This window comes from Ensifer sp. BR816 (assembly GCF_000378985.1).
Taxonomy (GTDB): Bacteria; Pseudomonadota; Alphaproteobacteria; order Rhizobiales; family Rhizobiaceae; genus Sinorhizobium.
Window position 1 is genome coordinate 2,123,529 of sequence record NZ_KB905370.1, and the last position, 22,703, is coordinate 2,146,231.

Annotated in this window: 21 protein-coding genes; 13 read left to right on the top strand and 8 right to left on the bottom strand. The window is 63.5% G+C overall.

Annotation, left to right across the window (positions count from 1 at the left end):
* Position 1: 1 nt before the first annotated feature.
* Positions 2-1,675, bottom strand: coding sequence for an adenylate/guanylate cyclase domain-containing protein (locus tag RHIBR816_RS0110205; protein ID WP_018236435.1), 1,674 nt, complete (start codon positions 1,673-1,675; stop codon positions 2-4).
* 183 nt (positions 1,676-1,858) lie between these two features.
* Positions 1,859-2,758 carry a LysR substrate-binding domain-containing protein gene (locus tag RHIBR816_RS0110210; RefSeq protein WP_018236436.1) on the bottom strand — a complete coding sequence of 300 codons (900 nt, stop codon included), beginning with the start codon at positions 2,756-2,758 and terminating at the stop codon, positions 1,859-1,861.
* Positions 2,759-2,861: 103 nt separating this feature from the next.
* Between RHIBR816_RS0110210 and RHIBR816_RS0110215 the strand changes: the two genes are divergently transcribed.
* A complete protein-coding gene (locus RHIBR816_RS0110215; RefSeq protein ID WP_018236437.1) occupies positions 2,862-3,884 on the top strand; it encodes an NAD(P)-dependent alcohol dehydrogenase in 1,023 nt (340 codons plus the stop codon).
* Positions 3,885-3,948: 64 nt separating this feature from the next.
* Here the strand turns inward: RHIBR816_RS0110215 and preA are convergent, their stop codons facing one another.
* Complete coding sequence (preA, locus tag RHIBR816_RS0110220; RefSeq protein ID WP_018236438.1) at positions 3,949-5,262, bottom strand: NAD-dependent dihydropyrimidine dehydrogenase subunit PreA; 1,314 nt, start codon at positions 5,260-5,262, stop codon at positions 3,949-3,951.
* Positions 5,263-5,284: 22 nt separating this feature from the next.
* Positions 5,285-6,646, bottom strand: a complete 1,362-nt coding sequence (locus tag RHIBR816_RS0110225) for an NAD(P)-dependent oxidoreductase (RefSeq protein ID WP_018236439.1) — start codon at positions 6,644-6,646, stop codon at positions 5,285-5,287.
* 192 nt (positions 6,647-6,838) lie between these two features.
* Between RHIBR816_RS0110225 and RHIBR816_RS0110230 the strand changes: the two genes are divergently transcribed.
* From RHIBR816_RS0110230 to RHIBR816_RS0110275, 9 genes are all read left to right on the top strand, one after another.
* A complete protein-coding gene (locus RHIBR816_RS0110230; RefSeq protein ID WP_018236440.1) occupies positions 6,839-7,792 on the top strand; it encodes a sugar-binding transcriptional regulator in 954 nt (317 codons plus the stop codon).
* A gap of 209 nt (positions 7,793-8,001) precedes the next feature.
* Positions 8,002-9,312: a sugar ABC transporter substrate-binding protein gene (locus RHIBR816_RS0110235; RefSeq protein ID WP_018236441.1), complete on the top strand. Its 1,311-nt coding sequence runs from the start codon at positions 8,002-8,004 to the stop codon at positions 9,310-9,312.
* Positions 9,313-9,482: 170 nt separating this feature from the next.
* Positions 9,483-10,355 carry a carbohydrate ABC transporter permease gene (locus tag RHIBR816_RS0110240; protein ID WP_018236442.1) on the top strand — a complete coding sequence of 291 codons (873 nt, stop codon included), beginning with the start codon at positions 9,483-9,485 and terminating at the stop codon, positions 10,353-10,355.
* Positions 10,356-10,360: 5 nt separating this feature from the next.
* Entirely contained in the window at positions 10,361-11,191 is an 831-nt protein-coding gene (locus RHIBR816_RS0110245) for a carbohydrate ABC transporter permease (RefSeq protein WP_018236443.1), read from the top strand.
* 11 nt (positions 11,192-11,202) lie between these two features.
* Positions 11,203-12,204: an ABC transporter ATP-binding protein gene (locus RHIBR816_RS0110250; RefSeq protein ID WP_018236444.1), complete on the top strand. Its 1,002-nt coding sequence runs from the start codon at positions 11,203-11,205 to the stop codon at positions 12,202-12,204.
* Positions 12,201-12,974, top strand: coding sequence for an L-iditol 2-dehydrogenase (locus tag RHIBR816_RS0110255; RefSeq protein ID WP_018236445.1), 774 nt, complete (start codon positions 12,201-12,203; stop codon positions 12,972-12,974). Before RHIBR816_RS0110250 ends, RHIBR816_RS0110255 begins: the two co-directional genes overlap by 4 nt.
* A 37-nt stretch (positions 12,975-13,011) precedes the next feature.
* Positions 13,012-14,496, top strand: coding sequence for a mannitol dehydrogenase family protein (locus tag RHIBR816_RS0110260; RefSeq protein WP_018236446.1), 1,485 nt, complete (start codon positions 13,012-13,014; stop codon positions 14,494-14,496).
* Positions 14,497-14,771: 275 nt separating this feature from the next.
* On the top strand, positions 14,772-15,440 hold the full coding sequence (locus RHIBR816_RS0110270) for an HAD family phosphatase (protein WP_018236448.1): 669 nt from the start codon (positions 14,772-14,774) through the stop codon (positions 15,438-15,440).
* Positions 15,441-15,524: 84 nt separating this feature from the next.
* Entirely contained in the window at positions 15,525-17,108 is a 1,584-nt protein-coding gene (locus RHIBR816_RS0110275) for an FGGY-family carbohydrate kinase (RefSeq protein ID WP_026186837.1), read from the top strand.
* Positions 17,109-17,410: 302 nt separating this feature from the next.
* Here RHIBR816_RS0110275 and RHIBR816_RS0110280 read toward each other — a convergent pair whose 3' ends face one another.
* On the bottom strand, positions 17,411-18,205 hold the full coding sequence (locus RHIBR816_RS0110280; protein ID WP_018236450.1) for a response regulator: 795 nt from the start codon (positions 18,203-18,205) through the stop codon (positions 17,411-17,413).
* 155 nt (positions 18,206-18,360) lie between these two features.
* Here RHIBR816_RS0110280 and RHIBR816_RS0110285 point away from each other — a divergent pair, with 155 nt between their 5' ends.
* From RHIBR816_RS0110285 to RHIBR816_RS0110295, 3 genes are all read left to right on the top strand, one after another.
* A complete protein-coding gene (locus tag RHIBR816_RS0110285) occupies positions 18,361-18,555 on the top strand; it encodes a NepR family anti-sigma factor (protein WP_026186838.1) in 195 nt (64 codons plus the stop codon).
* Between the two features lie 8 nt (positions 18,556-18,563).
* Positions 18,564-19,127: an RNA polymerase sigma factor gene (locus RHIBR816_RS0110290; RefSeq protein ID WP_018236452.1), complete on the top strand. Its 564-nt coding sequence runs from the start codon at positions 18,564-18,566 to the stop codon at positions 19,125-19,127.
* A 212-nt stretch (positions 19,128-19,339) separates the two neighbouring features.
* Positions 19,340-20,845 carry a sensor histidine kinase gene (locus RHIBR816_RS0110295; protein ID WP_026186839.1) on the top strand — a complete coding sequence of 502 codons (1,506 nt, stop codon included), beginning with the start codon at positions 19,340-19,342 and terminating at the stop codon, positions 20,843-20,845.
* Between the two features lie 38 nt (positions 20,846-20,883).
* Here RHIBR816_RS0110295 and RHIBR816_RS0110300 read toward each other — a convergent pair whose 3' ends face one another.
* The 3 genes from RHIBR816_RS0110300 to RHIBR816_RS0110310 all read right to left on the bottom strand — a co-directional run bounded on the left by RHIBR816_RS0110300 (position 20,884) and on the right by RHIBR816_RS0110310 (position 22,703).
* Complete coding sequence (locus RHIBR816_RS0110300) at positions 20,884-21,315, bottom strand: hypothetical protein (RefSeq protein ID WP_018236454.1); 432 nt, start codon at positions 21,313-21,315, stop codon at positions 20,884-20,886.
* Between the two features lie 89 nt (positions 21,316-21,404).
* Complete coding sequence (locus tag RHIBR816_RS0110305) at positions 21,405-21,767, bottom strand: DUF883 family protein (protein WP_026186840.1); 363 nt, start codon at positions 21,765-21,767, stop codon at positions 21,405-21,407.
* 147 nt (positions 21,768-21,914) lie between these two features.
* The gene (locus RHIBR816_RS0110310; RefSeq protein WP_018236456.1) at positions 21,915-22,703 is read right to left on the bottom strand and encodes a heme ABC transporter ATP-binding protein; all 789 of its coding nucleotides are present in this window, start codon (positions 22,701-22,703) and stop codon (positions 21,915-21,917) included.

The window sequence follows — 22,703 nt, forward strand, 5'->3', positions numbered from 1 at the left end:
TCTAATCCGGCGCCGGCATCACTCCGGAAAGCCGCGCGGCATCGTCGACGATCCAGGTTTCGAGGGTCGCCTTCCGTCCGCGAAGGCCTATTACCATTCGCCTGTTGCCTTCGAGGTCGAGACCGGCGCGCTCGACGAGCTCGACCGATACGGCAAGCTCGGCGTCGTGCTCCTTGGCCAAGCCTTCCAGCCGGCTTGCCGTGTTGATCGTGTCGCCGACGGCCGTCAGCGACGTCGCCTGACCATAGCCCATCTCGCCGACGATCGCAGGCCCCGCATGCAGGCCGATCGCCAGCCTGAGCGGTTGCTCGAGCTCGTCTTCAAATGTCAGGTTGAGGGCGCGAATCCCGTCTGACAAGCGGGCGGCAGCGGTCAATGCCTGGCGGCAGGCCTCCGGCAAAGGCGTCTTCAGTCCGAAGATTGCCAGCGCTCCGTCGCCGATGAACTTGTCGATAACGCCGCCGGAGCCCTCGACGGCCTCGCCCACCATCTCGAAGTAGCTGTTGAGCAGAAACACCGTGTCATAGGGCAGTTTGTGCTCGGCAATGCGGGTGAAGTCGCGCAAGTCGCAGAACAGCACCGCCACCCGCCGCTCGCGACCACCGCCGTTCTGCCGGGCAAGCTGCGTCTTGATGCCAAGGCTGTCGGTGTCGAGAATGGGCACGACGGTAACATTGTGGGTGGGCCGGAACTGGCAGGCCAAACGCACATTTTCGGGTGCGCCGATCCGGCTGAGGGTCGCAAGTTCCGCTGCCTCCGGCGCCGGCTGGCCAACGAGACCCTCAATGACGCGAACACGGCAGGTCGAGCACCGGCCGCGGCCGCCGCAGACGGAGACATGCGGGAATCCGGCGGCGCGGCTTGCCTCGAGCACGCTGAAGCCGAGGCTTACCGCCGCCACGCGCCCATCCGGATAGCGTACGCGGATGCGGCCGCGCGCCGGCATGGCACGCAGCGCCAGGGTGCCGCCGATCAGGCCGGCAAAGCCCGCATAAAAGGCAAGCCGGATGTTTTGGGCAACGCCGGGATCGAGGCGCGTTTGCCGACTGGCATAGGCCCGGTCGCCGTAGCCGCCATGTTCCGCATAGTCGCGGCCAAGGGAACGGGCGCCGTTGACGAAGCCTAGCAGCGCGAAAATCGGCACGAGCAGGGCAACGGTGTAGAGTAGAAATTCGTAGCGTGGAAACCAGTCCCGGCCGCGCATCCAGAACCAGGCGCCGAGGCAGGCGTGGCTCCATACGAAGAGTAACGCGACTGTCTGACGGGTCGTGCCGGCTGAACTCGACCAGAGGGCGCGCAGGATGGCCGGATAATCGGCATCGATCCCGGTCAGGAGCGGCTCCACCCGGGTAGCGACCACATGGGGTATCAGCAGAAAGGGCAGGCTCAGGCCGAAGAAGATCTTCAGGGCCTCGCCGACCGGCATCCTCAGCGTCTGGCGGCGATAGAGACTGTCGAGCGCCATCAGAAAGTGCAGGAGCAGGGCGCCGTAGAGCAGGATGGTTCCGGGTATGCTCTGCCAGACGAAGGTAAAGGCTCGCCGGCCGGCCTCCATAGTTTCGATGGAGATCAGGCCGAGCGCGTGATTTGTGAAATGCGAGAGCACGAAGACGCCGAGCACGGCCCCTGAGATCAGGTGCGTCTTCTTGCGTGTACTGGCGGAAAGGATCGTCAAATAGTCTGCCCGGGTCTGCCGGCTGCCGCCGGCTGCTGCTGGTATTTCCCCTTATTGACCAGATTGTCGGTGGCGACAACTTACGTTTTCTACACAATGTGTTTAGCGATCGTGTTCGCTCGACCGTCCCGTCAATTGCAGGAATATGCATGCGTTTGAGCGAGTTAGGGTGGGCAGCCTTAGCTACTCCATGATGCGCGGCAGGCCGGCGGCGAGGGCATCGATCGCCACGCGGAGTTTCGGCAGCAGGTGCCGCGTTCGCGGCCAGACGGCATGGACCTTGAAAACGAGACCCGGCCGATCTGTCAGGACGCGAACGAGTTCGCCGTGCTGTACGCGCTCGCGGACCAGCCAGCATGGCAGCCAGGCAAGGCCGAGCCCTTCGGCTGCCGCATCGGCGATCGCCGCGAGATCGTCGAGCCGCAGCCGGGTCTTCGGCAGGATGGTGTCTTCGGCACTGCCTTCGCCGGGGAAGGACCATGGCCGCTGCTGGCCGCCGCGACAGTAGACCACGGCTTCGTGATCTACGAGGTCCGCCACGGTTGGCGGCGCGCCGCGTGCAGCGAGATAGGCCGGCGAGGCACAGACCGTCATGTGCTGTTCGGCGATCACCCGTGTCATCAGGCCGGAATCATTGCCCAACACATTGTTGCGGATTGCGAGGTCGAAACCGTCGTCGAGCAGGTCGACCACGCGGTCGTTGAAGGACAGATCGAGTTCGAGATGCGGGTGTCTGCGCAACAGGTCGCGAAAGAGCGGTGCCACGCATTGCCGGCCAAAGAGGACCGGCATGGAGATACGCAACCGGCCCCGAATTTCCTGCCTGCCGGATTCGAGAAGGGCCTCGGCAGTTCGGATCTCGCCCAGCGCCTTCTGGCAACTCTCATAAAAAAGCTGGCCCTCTTCGGTGAGGCTCTGCGCCCGCGTGGTGCGATGGAAAAGTCGGATGCCTAACCGATGCTCGAGCCGGGCGATGGTCTTGCCGACGGCGGAGCGCGAAAGGTTCATGCGCGCCGCCGCTGCGGAAAAGCCGCCGGCTTCCGCGGCCTCGACAAACACCGCGATTCCACTCAGGTGCTCCATCGAATTGTATCCACTTTGGAACCAATAATGGGAAATATTATCGCAACTGGCGATCATGTTTCAACACTATGCTTGTTCAAACCACAAACCGAAAGGAACGAGCATGTCGAAATGGATGCAGGAATGGAGCACGGAGGCGGTCGGCCCGCACAAGCTGAAGATCACCGAGCGCAAGGTGCCGGAAATCGGCGAGCTTGATGTGCTGGTCCGCACGACGGCGGTGTCGCTCAACTATCGCGACAAGCTGGTATTGGAAAGCGGCATGGGGCTGGATCTTGCCTTTCCCTTCGTACCGGCTTCGGACATGAGCGGCGTCGTCGCAGCGGTCGGCAAGGGTGTGACCCGCTTCCGCTCCGGCGACCGCGTCATTTCGACCTTCGCGCCGGGATGGCTCGATGGCCTGCGGCAGGGAAGTGGCAGAACGCCTGCTTACGCAACACTTGGCGGCGTCCACCCGGGCGTGCTGTCGGAATATGTCGCTTTCCCCGAAGACTGGTTCGTCGCCGCGCCGCAAAGTGTCGACGACGCGGAGGCGAGTACTCTGTCTTGCGCCGGTCTCACCGCGTGGTTCGCATTGATCGAGAAGGGCCATCTGAGGCCCGGCGACCGCGTTGTTGTCCAAGGAACGGGCGGCGTCGCCCTCTTCGGGCTGCAGATCGCCAAGGCAGTCGGCGCCGAGGTGATCGTGACCTCGAGCAGTTCCGAAAAGCTCGAGAAGGCGCTCGCCCTTGGCGCCGACCACGGCATCAACCGCTTGAGCGAGGACTGGGTGGAGCGCGTCTACGCGCTGACCGGCGACCATGGCGCGGACCACATTCTGGAGATCGCGGGCGGCGCCGGACTTGGCCAGTCGCTGAAGGCGGTCGCGCCGGACGGGCGCATTTCGGTGATCGGCGTGCTCGAAGGCTTCGAGGTTTCCGGCCCGGTTGCGCCGTTGCTCACGAAATCGCCGGTGCTGCAGGGCATCAGCGTCGGACATCGCCGGGCGCTCGAAGACCTGGTCGGTGCCGTCGATCGCTTGCGGCTAAAGCCGGTTATCGACAAGCGCTACAAGTTTACCGAAGTCGGTGAGGCGCTCGCGCATCTCGATCGTGGCCCCTTCGGCAAGGTAGTGATCGAATTCTGATGGACCACAACGAGCATGGCCGCCGGCGATTTTACCGGCGGCCATGCTGTCCTGTCGACTGTTGCTACTCGGCCGCCTGGCGGGCCATCGGGTTATTCGGGTGCGTCGTCCAGTTGGCGTAGTTGGGGTCGACCGGTTTGCCAGTGCGCTTGTCGAGGGTGCCGGCCGCGAGCGGCTCCATGGTGATGCAGTTCTCAACCGGACAGACGTTGACGCAAAGATTGCAGCCGACGCATTCCTCTTCGATCACCTCGAAATGGCGCACACCATTGACAAACTGGGTGATCGCCTGGTGCGAGGTGTCCTCGCAGGCGATGTGACAGCGGCCGCACTTGATGCAGGCGTCCTGGTCGATCTTCGCCTTGGCGACATAGTTGAGGTTGAGATACTGCCAGTCGGTGACGTTCGGCACGGCACGGCCGCAGATGTCGTCGAGTGTCCTGTGACCCTTGGCGTCCATCCAGTCGGAAAGACCGGAGATCATTTCCTGGACGATCTTGAAGCCGTAGGTCATTGCCGCCGTGCAGACCTGCACGTTGCCGGCGCCAAGTGCCAGGAATTCGGCCGCGTCGCGCCAGGTGGTGATGCCGCCGATGCCCGAGATCGGCAGGCCGTAGGTCTCCGGATCGCGGGCGATCTCAGCGACCATGTTGAGGGCGATCGGTTTCACCGCCGGGCCGCAATAGCCGCCATGGCTGCCCCGGCCGTCAATCGAGGGCTCCGGCGAGAAGGTGTCGAGGTTGACCGACGTGATCGAGTTGATCGTGTTGATCAGCGACACCGCGTCGGTGCCGCCGGCCTTGGCGGCGCGGGCGGGCTTGCGGATGTCGGTGATGTTCGGCGTCAGCTTGGTGATCACGGGCATGCGCGTGTACTGTTTGCACCAACGCACCACCATCTCGATGTATTCCGGCACCTGGCCGACCGCGGAACCCATGCCGCGCTCGGACATGCCGTGCGGACAGCCGAAGTTGAGCTCGATGCCGTCGGCCCCGGTTTCCTCGACCAGCGGCAGGATCGCCTTCCACGCCTGCTCCTCGCAGGGAACCATGATCGAAGCGATCAGTGCCCGGTCCGGCCAGTTCATCTTGACCTGCTTCATCTCGCGCAGGTTCACATAAAGATCGCGGTCGGTGATGAGCTCGATATTGTTCAAGCCGAGCAGGCGGCGGTCGGCGCCCCAGATCGCGCCGTAGCGCGGGCCGTTGACGTTGACCACCGGCGGCCCTTCTTCGCCGAGCGTCTTCCAGACGACGCCGCCCCAGCCCGCCTTGAAGGCACGCTCGACGTTATAGGCCTTGTCCGTCGGCGGCGCCGAGGCGAGCCAGAACGGGTTCGGAGATTTGATGCCGACAAAATTGTTGCGAAGATCAGCCATTGTCTCGTCCTCTCGATCCGTTTCAAGCGACGGCGCTCGCCAGCGGCGCGGCCGCGGCGAAAGCCCGGTTGATCGATTCGGCGCTATCGCGTCCCATCGCCACGGCGGATACCGTCAGGTCCTCGCCGCCGAGCACGCAGTCGCCGCCCGCCCAGACCTTGGCGAGCGAGGTGCGGCCTTCTGCATCGACGACGATGCGTCCGCTTTCCATCCGCAAGGCACCGAGGCCGGAGGCCTGGAACGTCTGGCCGATGGCCTTGAAGATCTGCTCGGCGGCAATGATACCCGTTTCCCCGGTCGTCGTCAGCTTGCCGTTCTCAAGGGTCGTGTATTCGAGCTCGATGCCGGCGACCTTGCCGTCCTTCACGGCGATGCGCTTCGGCTGCAGCCAGTGGCGGATGGTGACGCCCTTGGATGCCGCCAGGTCCTGCTCGAATTCCGAGGCGTTCATGTGCTCCTTGCCGCGCCGATAGCAGATCGTCACTTCCTCGGCGCCCAGCAGCTTCGCCTGGACTGCGGCGTCGATCGCCGTCATGCCGCCGCCGAGCACCACGACCCGCCGGCCGACCGGAATGTCGGCCTTGGTCTTCGACTGGCGAAGTGCCGCGATGAAGTCGACCGCATCCTCGACGCCTTCAGCGTTCTCGCCCTCGATCCGGAGCGCATTGACGCCGGCGAGGCCGAGGCCGAGGAAGACGGCATCATATTGCTCGGCGAGGTCGGCGAGCGAGAAGTCGCGGCCGAGGGCCTGGTCGTGGCGCACTTCGATGCCGCCGATCGACAGGACGTAGTCGACCTCTCTCTGGGCGAAATCGTCCACCGTCTTGTAGGCGGCGATGCCGTATTCGTTGAGGCCGCCGGATTTCTCACGCGCATCGTAGATCACCACGTCGTGACCCTTGACGGCCAGCCGGTGGGCGCAGGCCAGTCCCGCCGGCCCTGCGCCGACGACGGCGATGCGGCGCCCCGTTGCGTCGGCGCGCGCATAGAATTGCTTGTTTTCCTTCATCGCGACGTCGGTCGAATAGCGCTGCAGGCGGCCGATCTCAACCGGCCGTTCCTCCGCCGTATTGCGCACGCAGGCCTGCTCGCAGAGCGTTTCGGTGGGACAGACGCGGGCGCACATGCCGCCGAGGATATTCTGGTCGAAGATCGTTTTCGCCGAGCCGATCGGATTGCCCGTGGCGATCTGCCGAATGAACAACGGGATGTCGATGGAGGTGGGACAGGCCGTCATGCAGGGCGCGTCGTGACAGAAATAACAGCGGTCGGCCGCGACCAGCGCTTCGTGCCTGTCGAGCGGCGGATGAAGATCGGAGAAATTGGCTTCGTACTCCGCGAGCGGCAGCCGCCCGTAGAGAATCCCAGATTGCGTCGTTCCCATTTTTGGCTCCCAATGTATTCTCAGGATAGGGAACGGTAACACGCTTTATTTTTTTATCAAACGGTAAAATTTTGGTCGCGCTTTTCCCGAAATCCGCGTGCTGCGGGTGTTTTTCCTGCAGCGTAGATTTGCGCTTTGTTTGACGTGCACGGCAAATAGTGGCAGCAAATCGACGGCAGGGAGTGGGTGGCGATGGCGCGCAAGGCGGAGATCAACAACAGGCTGGACGATGCGGCCCGGGCTGGCTGGCTTTATTATGTGGCCGGCCGGACGCAGGACGAGATCGCGTCGATCATGGGGATTTCGCGCCAATCGGCGCAGCGCCTCGTATCGCTCGCCATGGCCGAACGGCTGATCAAGGTGCGGCTCGATCATCCGATCGCCGCCTGCCTAGAAGCGGCAGTGCGGATCAAGGAAAAGTATGAGTTGCGGCATGTCGATGTCGTGCCGAGCGATCCCGGATCCAGTTCGACGACCGTGGGCATCGCGGAAGCCGGGGCGGCTGAGATCGAGCGCTGGCTGAAGTCGACCGATCCGGTCGTGCTCGCCATCGGCACGGGGCGGACGCTGAAGGCGACGATCGATCAGTTGCCTTTCATGGAATGCCCGCAGCACCGCATCGTCTCTCTCACCGGCAATATCCGCCTCGACGGTTCGGCCGCCTATTACAACGTCATCTTCAGCATGGCCGACACGATCAATGCGCGGCATTTCCCGATGCCCTTGCCGGTGCTCGTCTCGTCGGCCGAGGAGCGCGAAGTGCTGCACAAGCAGAGCCTCGTCAGAATGGCTTTGGAGCTCGGCGCCGAGGCCGATGCGGCCTTTGTCGGCGTTGGCGAACTCGGGCCGGATGCCCCGCTTTGCGCGGATGGCTTTCTGGCCCGCGACGAGATGGCGCGGCTGACGGCGGCGGGTGCTGCCGGCGAGATCTGCGGCTGGATGTTCGACCACGACGGCGCTCTTCTTACCGGCAGCATCAACGAGCGCGTGGCCTCCGTGCCGCTGCCGCCACGCGAGCGGGCCGCGGTGATCGGCATCGCCAAGGGCAAGCGAAAATACGAGGCCCTGAGAGCGGCGCTCAAGGGGCGGATCATCAACGGCCTCATCACCGATGAGACAACTGCTGAGTACCTGCTCGGCGATTGAGTCTACTTGTGGGGAGCGATCCGCAGCGGCGATAGACCGGATCGCCTGCGTCCTCCCGGTCCATAGCGAACAAAATATTCTTCAACAAAAATGAGCGCTTAGCGCGTTCGCTGCTTGGCGGCGACGAATGCGCATTGACTTTTTTCGCCAACAGGTGAGTAATTGCTCACGAGCAAGGCAAATGCTCAATTTCTTCTGGGAGGAAGTCGATGAATTTGAGAACTTTCCTGCTGGGCACGTGCTCGGCAGTCGCTTTGGCAGGCCTGGCCCAAGCAGAGACCCTGACCATTGCGACCGTGAACAACGGCGACATGATCCGCATGCAGAAGCTGACGGAGGCATTCACGTCGAAAAATCCGGACATTCAGCTCGAGTGGGTGACGCTCGAGGAAAACGTGCTGCGCCAGCGCGTGACGACTGACATCGCCACCAAGGGTGGCCAGTACGACATCATGACCATCGGCACCTATGAAGTGCCGATCTGGGCCAAGCAGGGCTGGCTCCTGCCGCTCGACAATCTCGGCGCCGACTACGACGTCGACGACCTCTTGCCGGCGATCCGCAGCGGCCTGACCATCGACGGCAAGCTCTATGCCGCGCCGTTCTACGGCGAGAGCTCGATGGTGATGTATCGCAAGGACCTGTTCGAGAAGGCCGGGCTGACGATGCCCGACGCGCCGACATGGGAGTTCATTGCGGATGCCGCCCGCAAGATCACCGACAAGAACAATGAGATCTACGGCATCTGCCTGCGCGGCAAGGCCGGCTGGGGCGAGAACATGGCGTTCCTGACGGCGACGGCCAACGCCTTCGGCGCGCGCTGGTTCGACGAGAACTGGAAGCCGCAGTTCGATCAGCCGGAGTGGAAGAACGCGCTCGATTTCTATGTCAAGCTGATGAACGACGCCGGCCCGCCCGGCGCCTCCTCCAACGGCTTCAACGAAAACCTGTCGCTGTTCCAGACCGGCAAATGCGGCATGTGGATCGACGCGACGGTCGCGGCCTCCTTCGTGACCAACCCGCATGAGTCGACGGTTGCCGACAAGGTCGGCTTTGCGCTTGCCCCCGACACGGGCCTCGGCAAGCGCGGCAACTGGCTCTGGGCCTGGAACCTCGCGATTCCCGCAGGATCGCAGAAGGCGGAAGCGGCCCAGAAGTTCATCGCCTGGGCAACCGGCAAGGACTATCTGAAGCTCGTTGCCGAGAAGGAAGGCTGGGCGAACGTGCCTCCCGGCACCCGCACCTCGCTCTATGAGAACCCGGAATACCAGAAGGCGGCGCCGTTCGCAAAGATGACGCTCGACTCGATCAATGCGGCCGACCCGAAGAACCCGGCGGTAAAGCCGGTGCCCTATGTCGGCGTGCAATTCGTGGCGATCCCGGAATTCCAGGGGTTGGGTACGGCGGTCGGCCAGGTGTTCTCGGCCGCGCTCGCCGGTCAGATGAGTGTCGATCAGGCGCTCGCCAGCGCGCAGCAACTGTCGACACGCGAAATGACCAAGGCCGGCTATATCAAGTGAGGCTCCCAAGGGGCCGGGGCGCCGTCCGGAAACGGCCGGCGCCCCGGCCACCTCCAGAGCGGGACGAGGACAGGGGCGAACCCCGCCTTCACCCGCGTCCCGCTCTGATTTTTGGCCTACGGGCGCATGCCTCTTCTTGGATTTGCATTGACATCACATTGGGGGACGCCATGGCGACCTTGCATACCCGCTCCGCCGCGCGGCTGATGATCGCACCATCGGTGCTTCTGCTTCTGGCCTGGATGATCGTGCCGCTGGCGCTGACGATCTATTTTTCGCTCCTGCGCTACAATCTGCTGATGCCGGGAATGGAGGAGTTCGCGGGCCTCTCCAACTATACCTATTTTCTGACCGACCCCGCCTTCTTCCAGGCGGTCTTCAACACGCTCGCGATCGTGCTCGGCGTGCTGTTTATCACCGTCGTCGGCGGTATCGGGCTTGCGCTGCTGCTCGACCAGCCGATGTTCGGGCAGGGGATCGTGCGAATCCTAGTGATCGCGCCCTTCCTGATCATGCCGACGGTCGCGGCGCTCGTCTGGAAGAACATGTTCATGAACCCGGTCAATGGGCTCTTCGCCTGGCTCGCCAAACTCGTCGGCCTGCAGCCTTTCGACTTCCTCGCCAATGCGCCCCTTTTCTCGATCATCCTCATCGTCGCCTGGCAGTGGCTGCCCTTTGCAACGCTCATTCTGCTGACGGCACTGCAGTCGCTCGACGAGGAGCAGAAGGAGGCAGCGCAGATGGACGGCGCCGGCGCCTTGAGCCGCTTCATCTATCTCGTCCTGCCGCATCTCTCGCGCGCCATCACCGTCGTCATCCTCATCCAGACCATCTTCCTGCTTTCGGTCTTTGCGGAAATCCTCGTCACGACCAATGGCGGCCCGGGCACGCAGAGCACGAACCTGACGTTCCTGGTCTATGCGCAGGCGCTGCTGCAGTTCGACGTGGGCGGCGCGTCCGCCGGCGGCATCATCGCGGTCATCCTCGCCAACATCGTCGCATTCTTCCTGATGCGGATGATCGGCAAGACGCTGGAGGCTTGATACCCATGGCACGCAATGTCTCGACCCAGCGCAAGCTGGTCACCACGGTGGTGGCCTGGACGATCGGCATCCTGATCTTCTTCCCGATCCTCTGGACCTTCCTGACGAGCTTCAAGACTGAGGCGCAGGCGATCGCCTCGCCGCCGGCTTTCCTGTTCTTCGACTGGACGACGGAGAACTATTTCGAGGTGCAAAGCCGCTCGGATTACTTCAAGCACTTCATGAACTCGGTCGTCGTCTCCTTCGGCTCTACGCTGCTCGGCCTCGTGATCGCGATTCCGTCCGCCTGGGCCATGGCCTTTGCGCCGACCAAGCGCACCAAGGATGTGCTGATGTGGATGCTCTCCACCAAGATGATGCCGCCTGTCGGGGTGCTGGTGCCGATGTATCTGATATTCCGCAATACGGGGCTGCTCGACACGCGCACCGGACTGGTGCTGGTGCTGACGCTGATCAATCTGCCGATCATCATCTGGATGCTCTACACCTATTTCAAGGAGATCCCCGGCGAGATCCTCGAGGCGGCCCGGATGGACGGCGCCTCGCTCGCCAAGGAGATCATCTACGTGCTGACGCCGATGGCGATCCCCGGCATCGCCTCGACGCTGCTCCTCAACATCATCCTCGCCTGGAACGAGGCGTTCTGGACCCTGAATCTCAGCGCCGCCAAGGCGGCACCGCTCACCGCCTTCATCGCCTCCTATTCGAGCCCTGAAGGCCTGTTCTACGCGAAACTGTCGGCGGCCTCGACGATGGCGATCGCCCCCATCCTCATTCTCGGCTGGTTCTCGCAGAAGCAGCTCGTGCGCGGCCTCACCTTCGGCGCGGTCAAATAAGGGTAAGACTCATGGGAAGCATCACACTCAAGAACGTCTCGAAGGTCTTCGGCGCGCACGCCGTGATCCCGTCGATCGACCTCGATATCAATGATGGCGAGTTCGTCGTCTTCGTCGGCCCCTCCGGCTGCGGCAAGTCGACGCTTCTAAGGTTGATCGCCGGGCTCGAGGACGTCAGCGACGGCGCGATCGTCATCGACGGCAAGAACGCCACCGAACTGCCGCCGGCCAAGCGCGGCCTGTCGATGGTGTTCCAGTCTTACGCGCTCTATCCGCACATGAGCGTGCGCGCCAACATCGCCTTCCCGCTGAAGATGGCCGGCGAGGACAAGGCGGTGATCGACAAGAAGGTGGAGGATGCGGCGCGTGTGCTGAACCTCACCGATTATCTCGACCGCAAGCCGCGCCAGCTTTCCGGCGGCCAGCGCCAGCGCGTCGCGATCGGCCGGGCGATTGTCCGCCAGCCGGAGGCCTTCCTGTTTGACGAACCGCTTTCCAACCTCGACGCGGCACTGCGCGTCAACATGCGGCTCGAGATCAGCCAGCTTCACCAGCAGTTGAAGACGACGATGATCTATGTCACCCACGACCAGGTGGAGGCCATGACCATGGCCGACAAGATCGTCGTCCTGAACCGCGGCCGCATCGAGCAGGTCGGCTCGCCGCTCGAGCTCTACCACCGGCCCGACAATCTCTTCGTCGCCGGCTTCATCGGCTCGCCGAAGATGAACTTCATTTCCGGCGGTCCGGCGGCCAGCCATCAGGCCCACACGATCGGCGTCCGGCCGGAACACCTGGTGCTGTCGAAGGATCACGGCACCTGGCAGGGCACGGTCGGCGTGGCCGAGCATCTCGGCTCCGACACCTTCCTTCATGTGAGGGCGGATGACATCGGCACGCTGACGGCGCGGGTGAGCGGTGATTTCCCAGTTACGCATGGCGACCGTGTCTTCCTGACACCGGACCCGCAGCGCCTGCACAAGTTCGACGAAAAGGGACTGGCAATTCGATGAAACGACTTGAAGGCAAGAGCGCACTGATCACCGGGTCGGCGCGGGGAATCGGCCGCGCCTTCGCGGAGGCCTATGCGCGCGAGGGTGCCACGGTAGCGATCGCCGATATCAATATCGAGCGGGCAAGCCAGGCGGCCTCGGAGATCGGGCCATCGGCCTATCCGGTCGAGATGGACGTCACCCGGCAGGATTCGATCGATGCGGCGGTTGCCACCGTCGTGCGGCAGGCCGGTGGGCTCGACATCCTCGTCAACAATGCCGCGCTCTTCGACCTCGCGCCGATCGTCGAGATCAGGCGCGAAAGCTATGAGCGGCTCTTCTCGATCAACGTCGCCGGCACGCTTTTCACGCTGCAGGCAGCAGCCAAGCAGATGATCGCGCAGGGGCGGGGCGGCAAGATCATCAACATGGCAAGCCAGGCGGGCCGGCGGGGCGAGGCCCTGGTCGCGGTCTATTGCGCGACCAAGGCAGCGGTCATCAGCCTCACCCAGTCCGCCGGGCTCGACCTCGTCAAGCACCGCATCAACGTGAATGCCATCGCGCCGGGCGTCGTCGATGGCGAGCACTGGGACGGCGTCGATGCGCTTTTCGCCAGATACGAAAACCGTCCCCTTGGAGAGAAGAAGCGGCTGGTGGGGGAGGCGGTTCCCTACGGGCGCATGGGTACGGCGGAGGATCTGACCGGCATGGCGATCTTCCTCGCTTCGCCGGAGAGCGACTACGTCGTTGCGCAGACCTACAACGTCGATGGCGGCCAATGGATGAGCTGAAACCGGTCCGAAGGATGGGTTCGAAAGGACTATTAGGATGACGACCAAACTCTCCCTCGCCACCTTGGACGCGATCAAGGCGAAGGCCGGCGTTCCGAATTATGATCGGCATGCCCTCAGGGCCGGGATCGTCCATTTCGGCGTCGGCAACTTTCATCGCGCCCATCAGGCCGTCTATCTCGACGATCTCTTCAATCTGGGGCGTGACCATGATTGGGCGATCATCGGCGCCGGTGTCCTGCCATCCGACGATGTGATGCGCGCCAAGCTCGAGGCGCAGGATTTCCTGACCACCGTGGTCGAGCAGGACAACAATCGCACTGGCGCTCACGTCACCGGCGCGATGATCGCCTATCTGAGGCCCGGCGACATACCTGCCATTGTGGCCCAGCTCGCAAGCCCGCACATTCGTATCGTGTCGCTGACCATCACCGAAGGCGGCTATTTCATCGACCCGGCCTCGGGCGTGTTCAATCCCGCCCACCCGGCGATCGCCGGGGATGCCCGGAATCCTGCGTCGCCGAAAACGGTGTTCGGTCTCATACTGGCGGGCCTTGCCGAGCGAAGGACGAAGGGGATAGCGCCCTTCACCGTCATGTCCTGCGACAATATTCCCGGTAATGGCGAGGTGACGCACGCGGCCGTCTCCGGCCTCGCTCGTCTGTCGGACCCGACTTTTGCCGACTGGATCGATGCCAATGTCGCCTTTCCGAACGGCATGGTCGACCGCATCACGCCGGCGACGGGCGCCCGCGAGATCGGTATCGTTGCTACGGACTACGGCATCGACGATGCCTGGCCGGTCTTTTGCGAAGAGTTCAAGCAATGGGTGCTGGAAGACAAATTCCCGCAAGGCCGCCCGGCGCTCGAAGAGGTCGGAGTGCAGTTCGTCCCGGACGTGGCGCCCTATGAGCACATGAAGATCCGCGTTCTCAATGGCGGCCATGCGGCGATCGCCTACCCGGCCGCATTGCTCGATGTCCATTTCGTACACGAGGCGATGGAGGAGCCGCTGATCCGCGCCTTCCTGGCCAAGCTCGAGCACGAGGAGATCATCCCGGTCATTCCGCCGGTGCCGGATACGAACCTGAAGGACTACTACAAGCTGATCGAGACGCGTTTTGCGAATCCGAAGATCGGCGACACGATCGCTCGACTGGCGCAGGACGGCTCGAACCGGCAGCCGAAATTCATCCTGCCATCGACCGCCGACCGCCTGCGCCGCGGTGAGGACGTAGTCGGGCTGTCGCTGGTTTCGGCGCTGTGGTGCCGCTATTTCGCCGGCACGTCCGACAGCGGCAACGCGATCGCCTTCAACGACGCGAATGCCGACCGTCTGGAGGCGGCCGCCCTTGCGGCGAAAGACGACCCCATGGCCTTCCTCGCGCTTTCCGACATTTTCGGCGAGGTGGCGCAGTCCAACCTTTTCCGCCGCCGCTTTGCCCATGCCTTGAAAACACTTTGGGAAAAGGGTACGCGCGCCACGCTGCAACTTTATCTGGACGACAATCTCGGGGATTAGAGCCTTTCATGTCTAAATGGAACCAATTCTGTTGGCTCAAGCGGAGTGGAATGTTTGCTCGGCTGGCGCGCGGCGTAGCCAAAGCATACGTCCAAGCCAGCCGAGCAAACAGGCCGCCCGCTTCAGCCAACCCGAAGGGCCGGACATCTTTCCGCCAGGATCAGAGGCGATCGCCTCGGCCGTACATGCGGGTACGATCCTCGCCAATCGCCTCTGCCCTGACGAAAACCTGCACCGGCAGAATTGCTTCCATTTAGACATGAAAGGCTCTTGCGATGGCGGGGCACGCCACGAGACTGGTCATTTTCGACTGCGACGGCGTGCTTGTGGACAGCGAACCGATCTCGCTCAGCGTGCTTGTCGAGGCGCTGGATGCGGCCGGCGTTTTGATGACGACGGAGGAGGCGAGCGAGCGATTCCTCGGCCGCAGCCTCAAGAGCATGTCGGCAATCCTGCACGATGAATACGGGCTTGCGACCGACGATGCCTTTCTCGAAGCAATGAGGAAGCAGCTTTATGCGCGGTTTCGACAGGAACTGAAGTCCGTTCCCGGCATACGCGAGGCGGTCGAACAGCTCGGCGCGGCCTGCTGCGTCGCCTCTTCCAGCCAGCCGGAGCGCATTCGCCTGTCTCTGACGGTGACCGGCCTCATCGATCTCTTCGAGCCGCATATCTTCAGCGCGACCATGGTGGCGCGCGGCAAGCCTGCTCCCGATCTGTTCCTGCATGCGAGCGCCGAAATGGGCTACGCGCCGGCGGACTGTATCGTCATCGAGGACAGTCCGGCCGGGATCGAGGCGGCCAAGGCGGCGGGCATGCGGGTCTTTGCCTTCGCTGGCGCCAGCCACGCCCGAAACGAGCGGCATCGGCAGGTGCTCGCCGGCCTTGATCCTGACGTCTTGTTTGACGACATGGGCGAATTGATACAGTTTGTCCGGCAATAGGGAGAGCAGGGTGGGGCGGTCCCGGCTGCACTGCTCCGGCTAGCTGAAAATCCAACAATCATCTCGGGACGGGGTCATCCATTGATGCGCGAATATGTCGTGGCGGTCGATATCGGAACCGGCAGCGCCCGCGCCGGCATCTTTGACCGGAAAGGCGCGCTTCTGGCCCGGGCCGACCGGCCGATTGCCATGAACCGGCCGGAGGAGAACCACGCCGAGCACGATTCCGAAGACATCTGGGCCGCCGTCTGCGAAGCGGTGCGGGCGGCGCGCCAGATGGCGGGAATTGGCGCCGAGAGCATTGCGGCAATCGGCTTCGATGCCACCTGTTCGCTGGTCGTGCTTGACCGTGACGGCGCGCCGCTGTCGGTCAACCGCCGCGGCGAACCGCGCTGGGACACGATCGTCTGGCTCGACCATCGGGCGCTGGCGGAGGCGGATTTCTGCACGGCGACCGAGCATCCGGTCCTCGATCACTCGGGCAGGGTCATGTCGCCGGAGATGGAGATGCCGAAGCTGATGTGGCTGAAGAAAAACCTGCCTCGCCAGTGGGAGCGAGCAGGCTATTTCTTCGATCTTGCAGACTATATGTCCTGGCGGGCAACGGGAAACGCGGCGCGGTCGCGCTGCACGTTGACGGCGAAATGGAACTATCTTGCCCATAAGGAGCGCGGCTGGCAGCAGGACTATCTCGAGCGGATCGGTCTCGGAGACCTTCTCGAGCGCGGTGGCTTGCCCGAAGAGACGCTGCCGGTGGAGCGTGCCGTCGGAAGTCTCGCGGCGAAGGCCGCCGCGGAACTCGGTCTCGACACCGAATGCCGGGTCGCGCCGGGCTTGATCGATGCCTATGCGGGAGCGCTGGGCGTGCTCGCAGGCTTCGCCGGCGAACCGGCGAAGCTCGAACGCCAACTGGCTCTGATCGCCGGGACGTCGAGTTGCATCGTCGCCTTCTCGAAGGAGATGAAGCCGGGCTTCGGCATGTGGGGGCCCTATTTCGAAGCGGTGCTGCCCGGTTTCTGGCTGATCGAAGGCGGGCAATCGGCGACCGGCGCGCTGCTCGATCATGTCGTGCGCCTGCACGGGGGCGGGCTGCAGCCGACGGCCGAAACCCACAGCAGGATCATCGGGCGCGTGCAGGAATTGCGCGCCGAGCACGGCGACGGCTTCGCCGACCGCTTGCATGTCCTTCCCGATTTTCACGGCAACCGCTCGCCGCTTGCCGATCCGCATGCGCTTGGCGTCGTCAGCGGGCTGGCGCTCGACTCGTCCTTCGACGCGCTCTGCCGCCTCTATTGGCGGACCTGTGTCGCCATAGCGCTCGGCATTCGCCACATCCTCGAGATGATGAAGGAGGCGGGCTACGACCTCGATACGCTGCACGTGACCGGCGGCCACGTGCGCAATCCGCTGCTGATGGAGCTCTATTGCGACGCCACCGGCTGCCGGGTGGTGATGCCGCAGGCCCCGGATGCCGTTCTGCTCGGGACTGCCATCACAGCCGCGGTGGCCGGCAACCTCTATCCCGACCTCGCACATGCGGGTGGCGCCATGGCCTCGGCCGGACAGGAGAGGCATCCGAACCCGGCATTGCGCGACCTCTACGACCGCGACTACCGACGCTTCCTGGCGCTCTATCGGCACCGCGCCGAACTGGAGTCGATCGAATAGGTAGAAACTCCGAATTTTTCGCGGAACCTTTTCGCTGCTCGCGCATTATTGGCAATAACCGAGCGGCGACGCACATCGCCCCCAATGTGACGTCGGAGGCATACCGCCGGTTCCAACTCACATCCCCCTCAGTGAGTTGAAAGACCTCAGCCAGTGCCCTTCCCTCGGCACTGGCTGTTTTCCTTTGCAGGTCTCGATTGGTTTTGCTTTCAGAATTTTTAGAAGCCGACCGCGTCGGCCGCGTCCACATCAGGCGCAGCGCAATCGCCCCGACAAGGGCGCTTCCTTCTGTCGTTGAAGCTTTAGGCGGCGGCCCTGGTCGATTCGTTGAAGAACAGGGCCTGGCTGATCAGCGCCTTGACCATCTCCGGGTTGAAGGGCTTCGTCACCAGGAATGTCGGCTCCGGCCTTTCGCCGGTTAGAAGCCGCTCGGGGAAAGCAGTGATGAATATCACCGGGACGATGCTGGTCTTGAGGATTTCGTTGACCGCGTCGATGCCGGAGCTGCCGTCGGCGAGCTGGATATCGGCGAGCACCATTCCCGGCGCTGCCGTCTTGAACAGAGCGATCGCCTCGTCCTTGGTGCGCGCAATGCCCGTCACGCGATGGCCGAGACTTTCGACCATCTGCTCGATGTCGATGGCGATCAGCGGCTCATCCTCGATGATCATGATGTCGGTCGCGACCTGACGGGAGATTTCCTGCGAAGCGCGGTCGAGCAGCGCGGTGAGCTTGGCCGTATCGACGTCGAGGACTTCCGCAGCTTCCTGCGGGGCAAAGCCTTCGACGGACACCAGCAGGAAGGCCTGGCGTGCGACCGGAGATACGGCCGCAAGATTGACGGAGGCGCGCTGTTCCCAGGCAAATGGCGAGACCGGCTCGGGGACGAACACGGACGAAGAACCGAACAGCGAGCTGAAGAGACGAAACAACGCGACCCTGTCGCTGCTGGCCTCGGGGAAAATGGAGGTATCGGCGATCAACGCTTCGAGCACGGCCGCGACATAGGCGTCACCCGATGTCTGCGATCCGGTCAAGGCGCGTGAATAGCGGCGCAGATAGGGGAGAAATGGAGCTATGCGGGTGGACAGTGTCATGCAGGACTCCCTCAATCCATGTTCTTTTGAACGTTGTCTTTTGAACGTGGTTCCGCTGCGGAAACGTTCCGATGAAAAAAAGGTTCCGGCGCGGAACATTTCATTTTTCCGCCGCGTTATGGTGCAGGCGAAGTTTCAAGGGCGGCAGTTATACGATGAGATATACTTCAGGGGCAGGACGGACGGTCGGAATGCGTCCGAAGTCTGACGATCCGAACGCGCAGATCGCGGCAAAGCTGAAAGCACTTTACCTGTCGGTACAGGAAGAGGGAATTCCCGCTCGCTTCCTCGATCTTCTGGAAAAGCTTGAGGCCGTGGAAAAACGATCCATGCTGGATGGCAAGGAGTGAGCGCCGGGATGTCGGACAACCAGTCGGAAAACCAAGAGTTCAAGCGTGAGATGCTTGCGGCCCTGCCGAGCCTGCGCGCCTTCGCCATGTCGCTGATCGGCCGCCACGACCGGGCCGATGATCTCGTGCAGGACACCATCATGAAAGCCTGGGCCAAGCAGGATCATTTCGAGATGGGCACAAACATGAAGGCCTGGCTCTTCACGATCCTGCGGAACGAACTCTACAGCCAGATGCGCAAGCGCGGCCGCGAGATCCAGGACAGCGACGGTCATTTCACGGAGACGCTGGCACACCATCCGGAACAATACGGCTCGCTCGACCTGCAGGATTTCCGCCGCGCCCTCGACCAGTTGCCGCCGGACCAGCGCGAGGCGATCGTTCTCGTCGGCGCTTCGGGCTTCTCCTACGAAGAGGCCGCGACGATTTGCGGCTGCGCGCTGGGCACGATCAAGAGCCGCGTCAACCGAGCACGCCAGCGCCTCCAGGAGATTCTCCAGATCCAGGGCGAGAACGACTATGGGCCGGACGAAACCTCGGCGCCCATCACGTCGCGGGCCTTCGTGTCCTGACAAGTCCTCATCGCCACGGCGCTTCCTTCCTTATTTCTGCTTTGCAATGCGCGTTTACTCGAAGCATGGATTGCGGCGGCGTTTAGAATTGCTGCATAGTTCCACGGGCCAGCCGCGAAGTGGGGCACGGGTCTCATTGCTTCGACGGATGAGCCCCGGCGTTCCTAACCACTCGATGTTGCGGGCGGGATGGGGGTTGGAGTTCGGGCGGAATGCACGAGAAGGCACAAGCAATGCTTCCGGCAATGGCTGAGACGCTCGGTTCACGAGAGCGGCTCGGCGTGCTGCATGCGACGGCGCCGGACATGGCCGTCGCCGACAGCGACTTCGAACCGCTGGCGAAGCTGGCCGCCGGCCTGTTCGAGGCGCCGATGGCCCTCGTCACGCTCGTCGATCATGAATGGGAGTGGTTCAAGGCAGCCGTCGGGACGACGGAGACCAGGACGCGCGCCGACGAATCCTTCTCAGCCCATGCAATCGGCAATGGCGGTCATGGTGCATTTCTTGTGCTCGACGCGTCCCTGCATCCGGCCCTGCGTCACAATCGAAAGGTCGCGCAAGCGCCCTTCCTGCGTTTCTATGCAGGCGCCCCGATAGTCCTGGGCGGACAGGCGGTGGGCACTGTCTGCGTCTTCGACCGGGCCGCACGCACCGACGTCACCGCGACACAGCTAAACGCGTTGCAGCTTGTTGCCGACTCTGCCGCCTCGTTGCTCAAGCTCAAGGACGAGGCGCGTCGGCGCGCGCTCAAGGAGGCCGCGCTCTCCCGCGAGGAACAGCGGCTCGCGATGGCACTTGACGCCGCCAATGTCGGCAGCTGGCTCTGGGATATTCGCGCCGGGACCGTGGCGGGCAATGGCGCGATGATGCGCATGTTCGGGCTTCCGCCGGAGCGGATATTGACCGCCAGGGCCGTCTTTGGCGCGATCCATCCGGACGATCGCGGTGCGACCTTCTTCAAGCTCAGGCAGGCGATGGCCGCCAACGAGGAGTATGACGGCATGTTCCGGATTCGCGCGAACGGACGCTGGCTGCTCGGCCGCGGCCGGGTGCACGACCGGGACAGCAAGGGCTCGGCGCTGACGTTTCTCGGCATGACGATCGATGTCACCGAACAGCAGGCCTCTGTGCAGCGGACGCGGCTGCTGTTGAAGGAATTGAATCACCGGGTCAAGAACACCCTTGCAATGCTGCAATCGCTGGCGCGCCAGACGCTTCGCCAGACCAGCGACCCGGCCGAGTTCATGACCGCCTTTGCCGGCAGGCTGCAGGCTATCTCCGAGGCGCATGGGCTGCTTTCCGATTACGAATGGGGGACGATCCGCCTAGCGGAGCTGATTTCCAAGCAGCTCAAGCCCTATGTCAGCGACTATGCCGAGCAGGTGGAAATCCACAAGGACGAGGTTCTGCTCGGCCCTGATCAGGCGGTCGGCCTCGGCCTCGTGCTGCATGAACTGGCGACCAATGCGGTGAAATATGGCTCGCTGTCGGTACCGAAGGGCAAGATCGTTCTGACGGCGCGCGGGGTCGTCGAGGAAGGCGGGGCCGTGCTGCACCTGACCTGGACGGAAGTCGGCGGTCCGCCAGTTCGTGAACCGCGCCGGCGCGGTTTCGGCTCGCTGCTGATCGAGCGGAGCCTCGACAAGATCATCGGCAGTTCCGTCAAGGTCGAATATCTGCCGGCGGGCGTCACAGCGTTGATCCGGCTGCCTCTCTGACCACGTGTTTCCGGGGTCGATACAGCTGAGGCGAGCGATCAATGCCGGTCGCCGCGACGCCGCCCTTTGCCGAGACCGAGCAGCAGCCCCACGGCGATCGCCGTGCCGACTCCCAGCAGCGGCTGCTTGCGCAGGAGGCTTGTGGCCGCGGCAAGCGCGAGGTTCGTCTGAAGCAGCGAACGCCGGCGGCGTTCGTCCAGGATACGCCGGTCGCGGGCGTTCAGCGCAGCCATCACGGCAACAATGACGAGGGCAGCCGCGAGAAGCGCGATGGCGATCGCCGCCGTGGCGACGACCGGCGAATAGCGGTCGGCGAGAACAAGGGCGATCGCCACAAGCGCGAACACATAGGCGGTGCCGAGAAGCGCGGCGACGAGCGCCCATAGAAGCGCATTGCGCTTGTAGCGCGAGGCCGCGGCGCCGAAGTCGGCTGCAAGCAAGGCGGTCAAGACGGCTCCTAAGGTCTGCATGCCAGCTTCTCCCCATCGTAGCGCACCGAAAATGGGCGACATGCGCTTTGAGCCATATGTTTCGCTCCGCCCCGACTGTCGCGCGGCAGCTAGCGTCGCAGAAGCGCGGCCGCGATGAGGCCGATCGCCGCTGCGGCGCCGAGGGTGGCGACCGGATGCTCGCGCACCGCCCGGCGAACCTCCCTTTCGGTATCCGCATAACGGCTGCGCAGATCGGAAAGCATCTGCTCGCCGTTCTCCAGCAGGTCTTTCAGGTCGGATTCCGCTTGCTTGCGGGTGCTGCGGGCCTTGGCCTTCACTTCCCGCGAGGCTTCCACGCCCCGATCGGCGATCAGCGCCACGAGTTGCGCTATGTCTTCCCGAATTTCCTGGAGTTGGTCCTCTATCGATGCGTCGACCGCACCGCCGTTGCGCTTCCTGCTGCTTGAACTTGAAAAGAGACCCGTCGCCATCTTGTCGCTCCCTTCGCTTCGCTGCCGGCCAACGTCCGGCACATTCTCGGCGGCGCGCCGGACGTGGCACGCCCGGGATCAACGCATAAGGGAGAAATTTGTTTCGCTAAATCTTGACGTTGCCACGCAGCGCCGGCGTCCGAAATATCAAAGCGACGCGGTCTGCGGCAGGACGAAGGGCACATCGCGGGCCGGTGCCATGCTGACCTGCATCCGGCATCCAAACACCGCTTCCATGGTCTCGTTGGTCAGGACGTCCTTCGGCGCGCCGAGGGCGCGGATGCGGCCTGATTTCATCATCACCATCTGGTCGGCAAACATCGCCGTCAGGTTGAGGTCGTGCATCACCGCAATGACGCCGCCGCCTTGCTCGCAGAATTGGCGCGCCAGCCGCATGATGGTCAGTTGGTGGCGGATGTCCAGGCTCGACACCGGCTCGTCGAGTAGAAGGTAGCGCGGCTCGCCGTCGCTGACCGGCGCGGAAATCTGGCAAAGCACGCGGGCAAGCTGGACGCGCTGCTGCTCGCCGCCCGACAGTTCCTGATAAAAGCGGCCGGAAAAGCCGGCGAGATCGACGGCATCGAGCGCATGGTCGACCGTGCGGTCGAAGCCGGAAGCATCGGAACCGCCCGTTGACAGGCCGAGTCCGACGATTTCGCGGACAGTGAACGGGAAGGAGATGACCGTCGATTGGGGCAGGACGCCCCGTTTCACGGCCAATTCCCACGGCCTCAGCCGGGCGATGTCATGACCGTTGATGGTTACCTCGCCCCTGAAAAGGCGAAGCTCGCCGGAGATCGCCTTCAAGGTCGTCGTCTTGCCGGAGCCGTTCGGTCCGACGATCGCCGTCATCCTTCCCGGCGCGGCTTCGAACGAAACGCCGTGGAGCACGGGCCGGCCGCCGAGGCGAACGGAGATGTCGGAGGCGCGGATCAT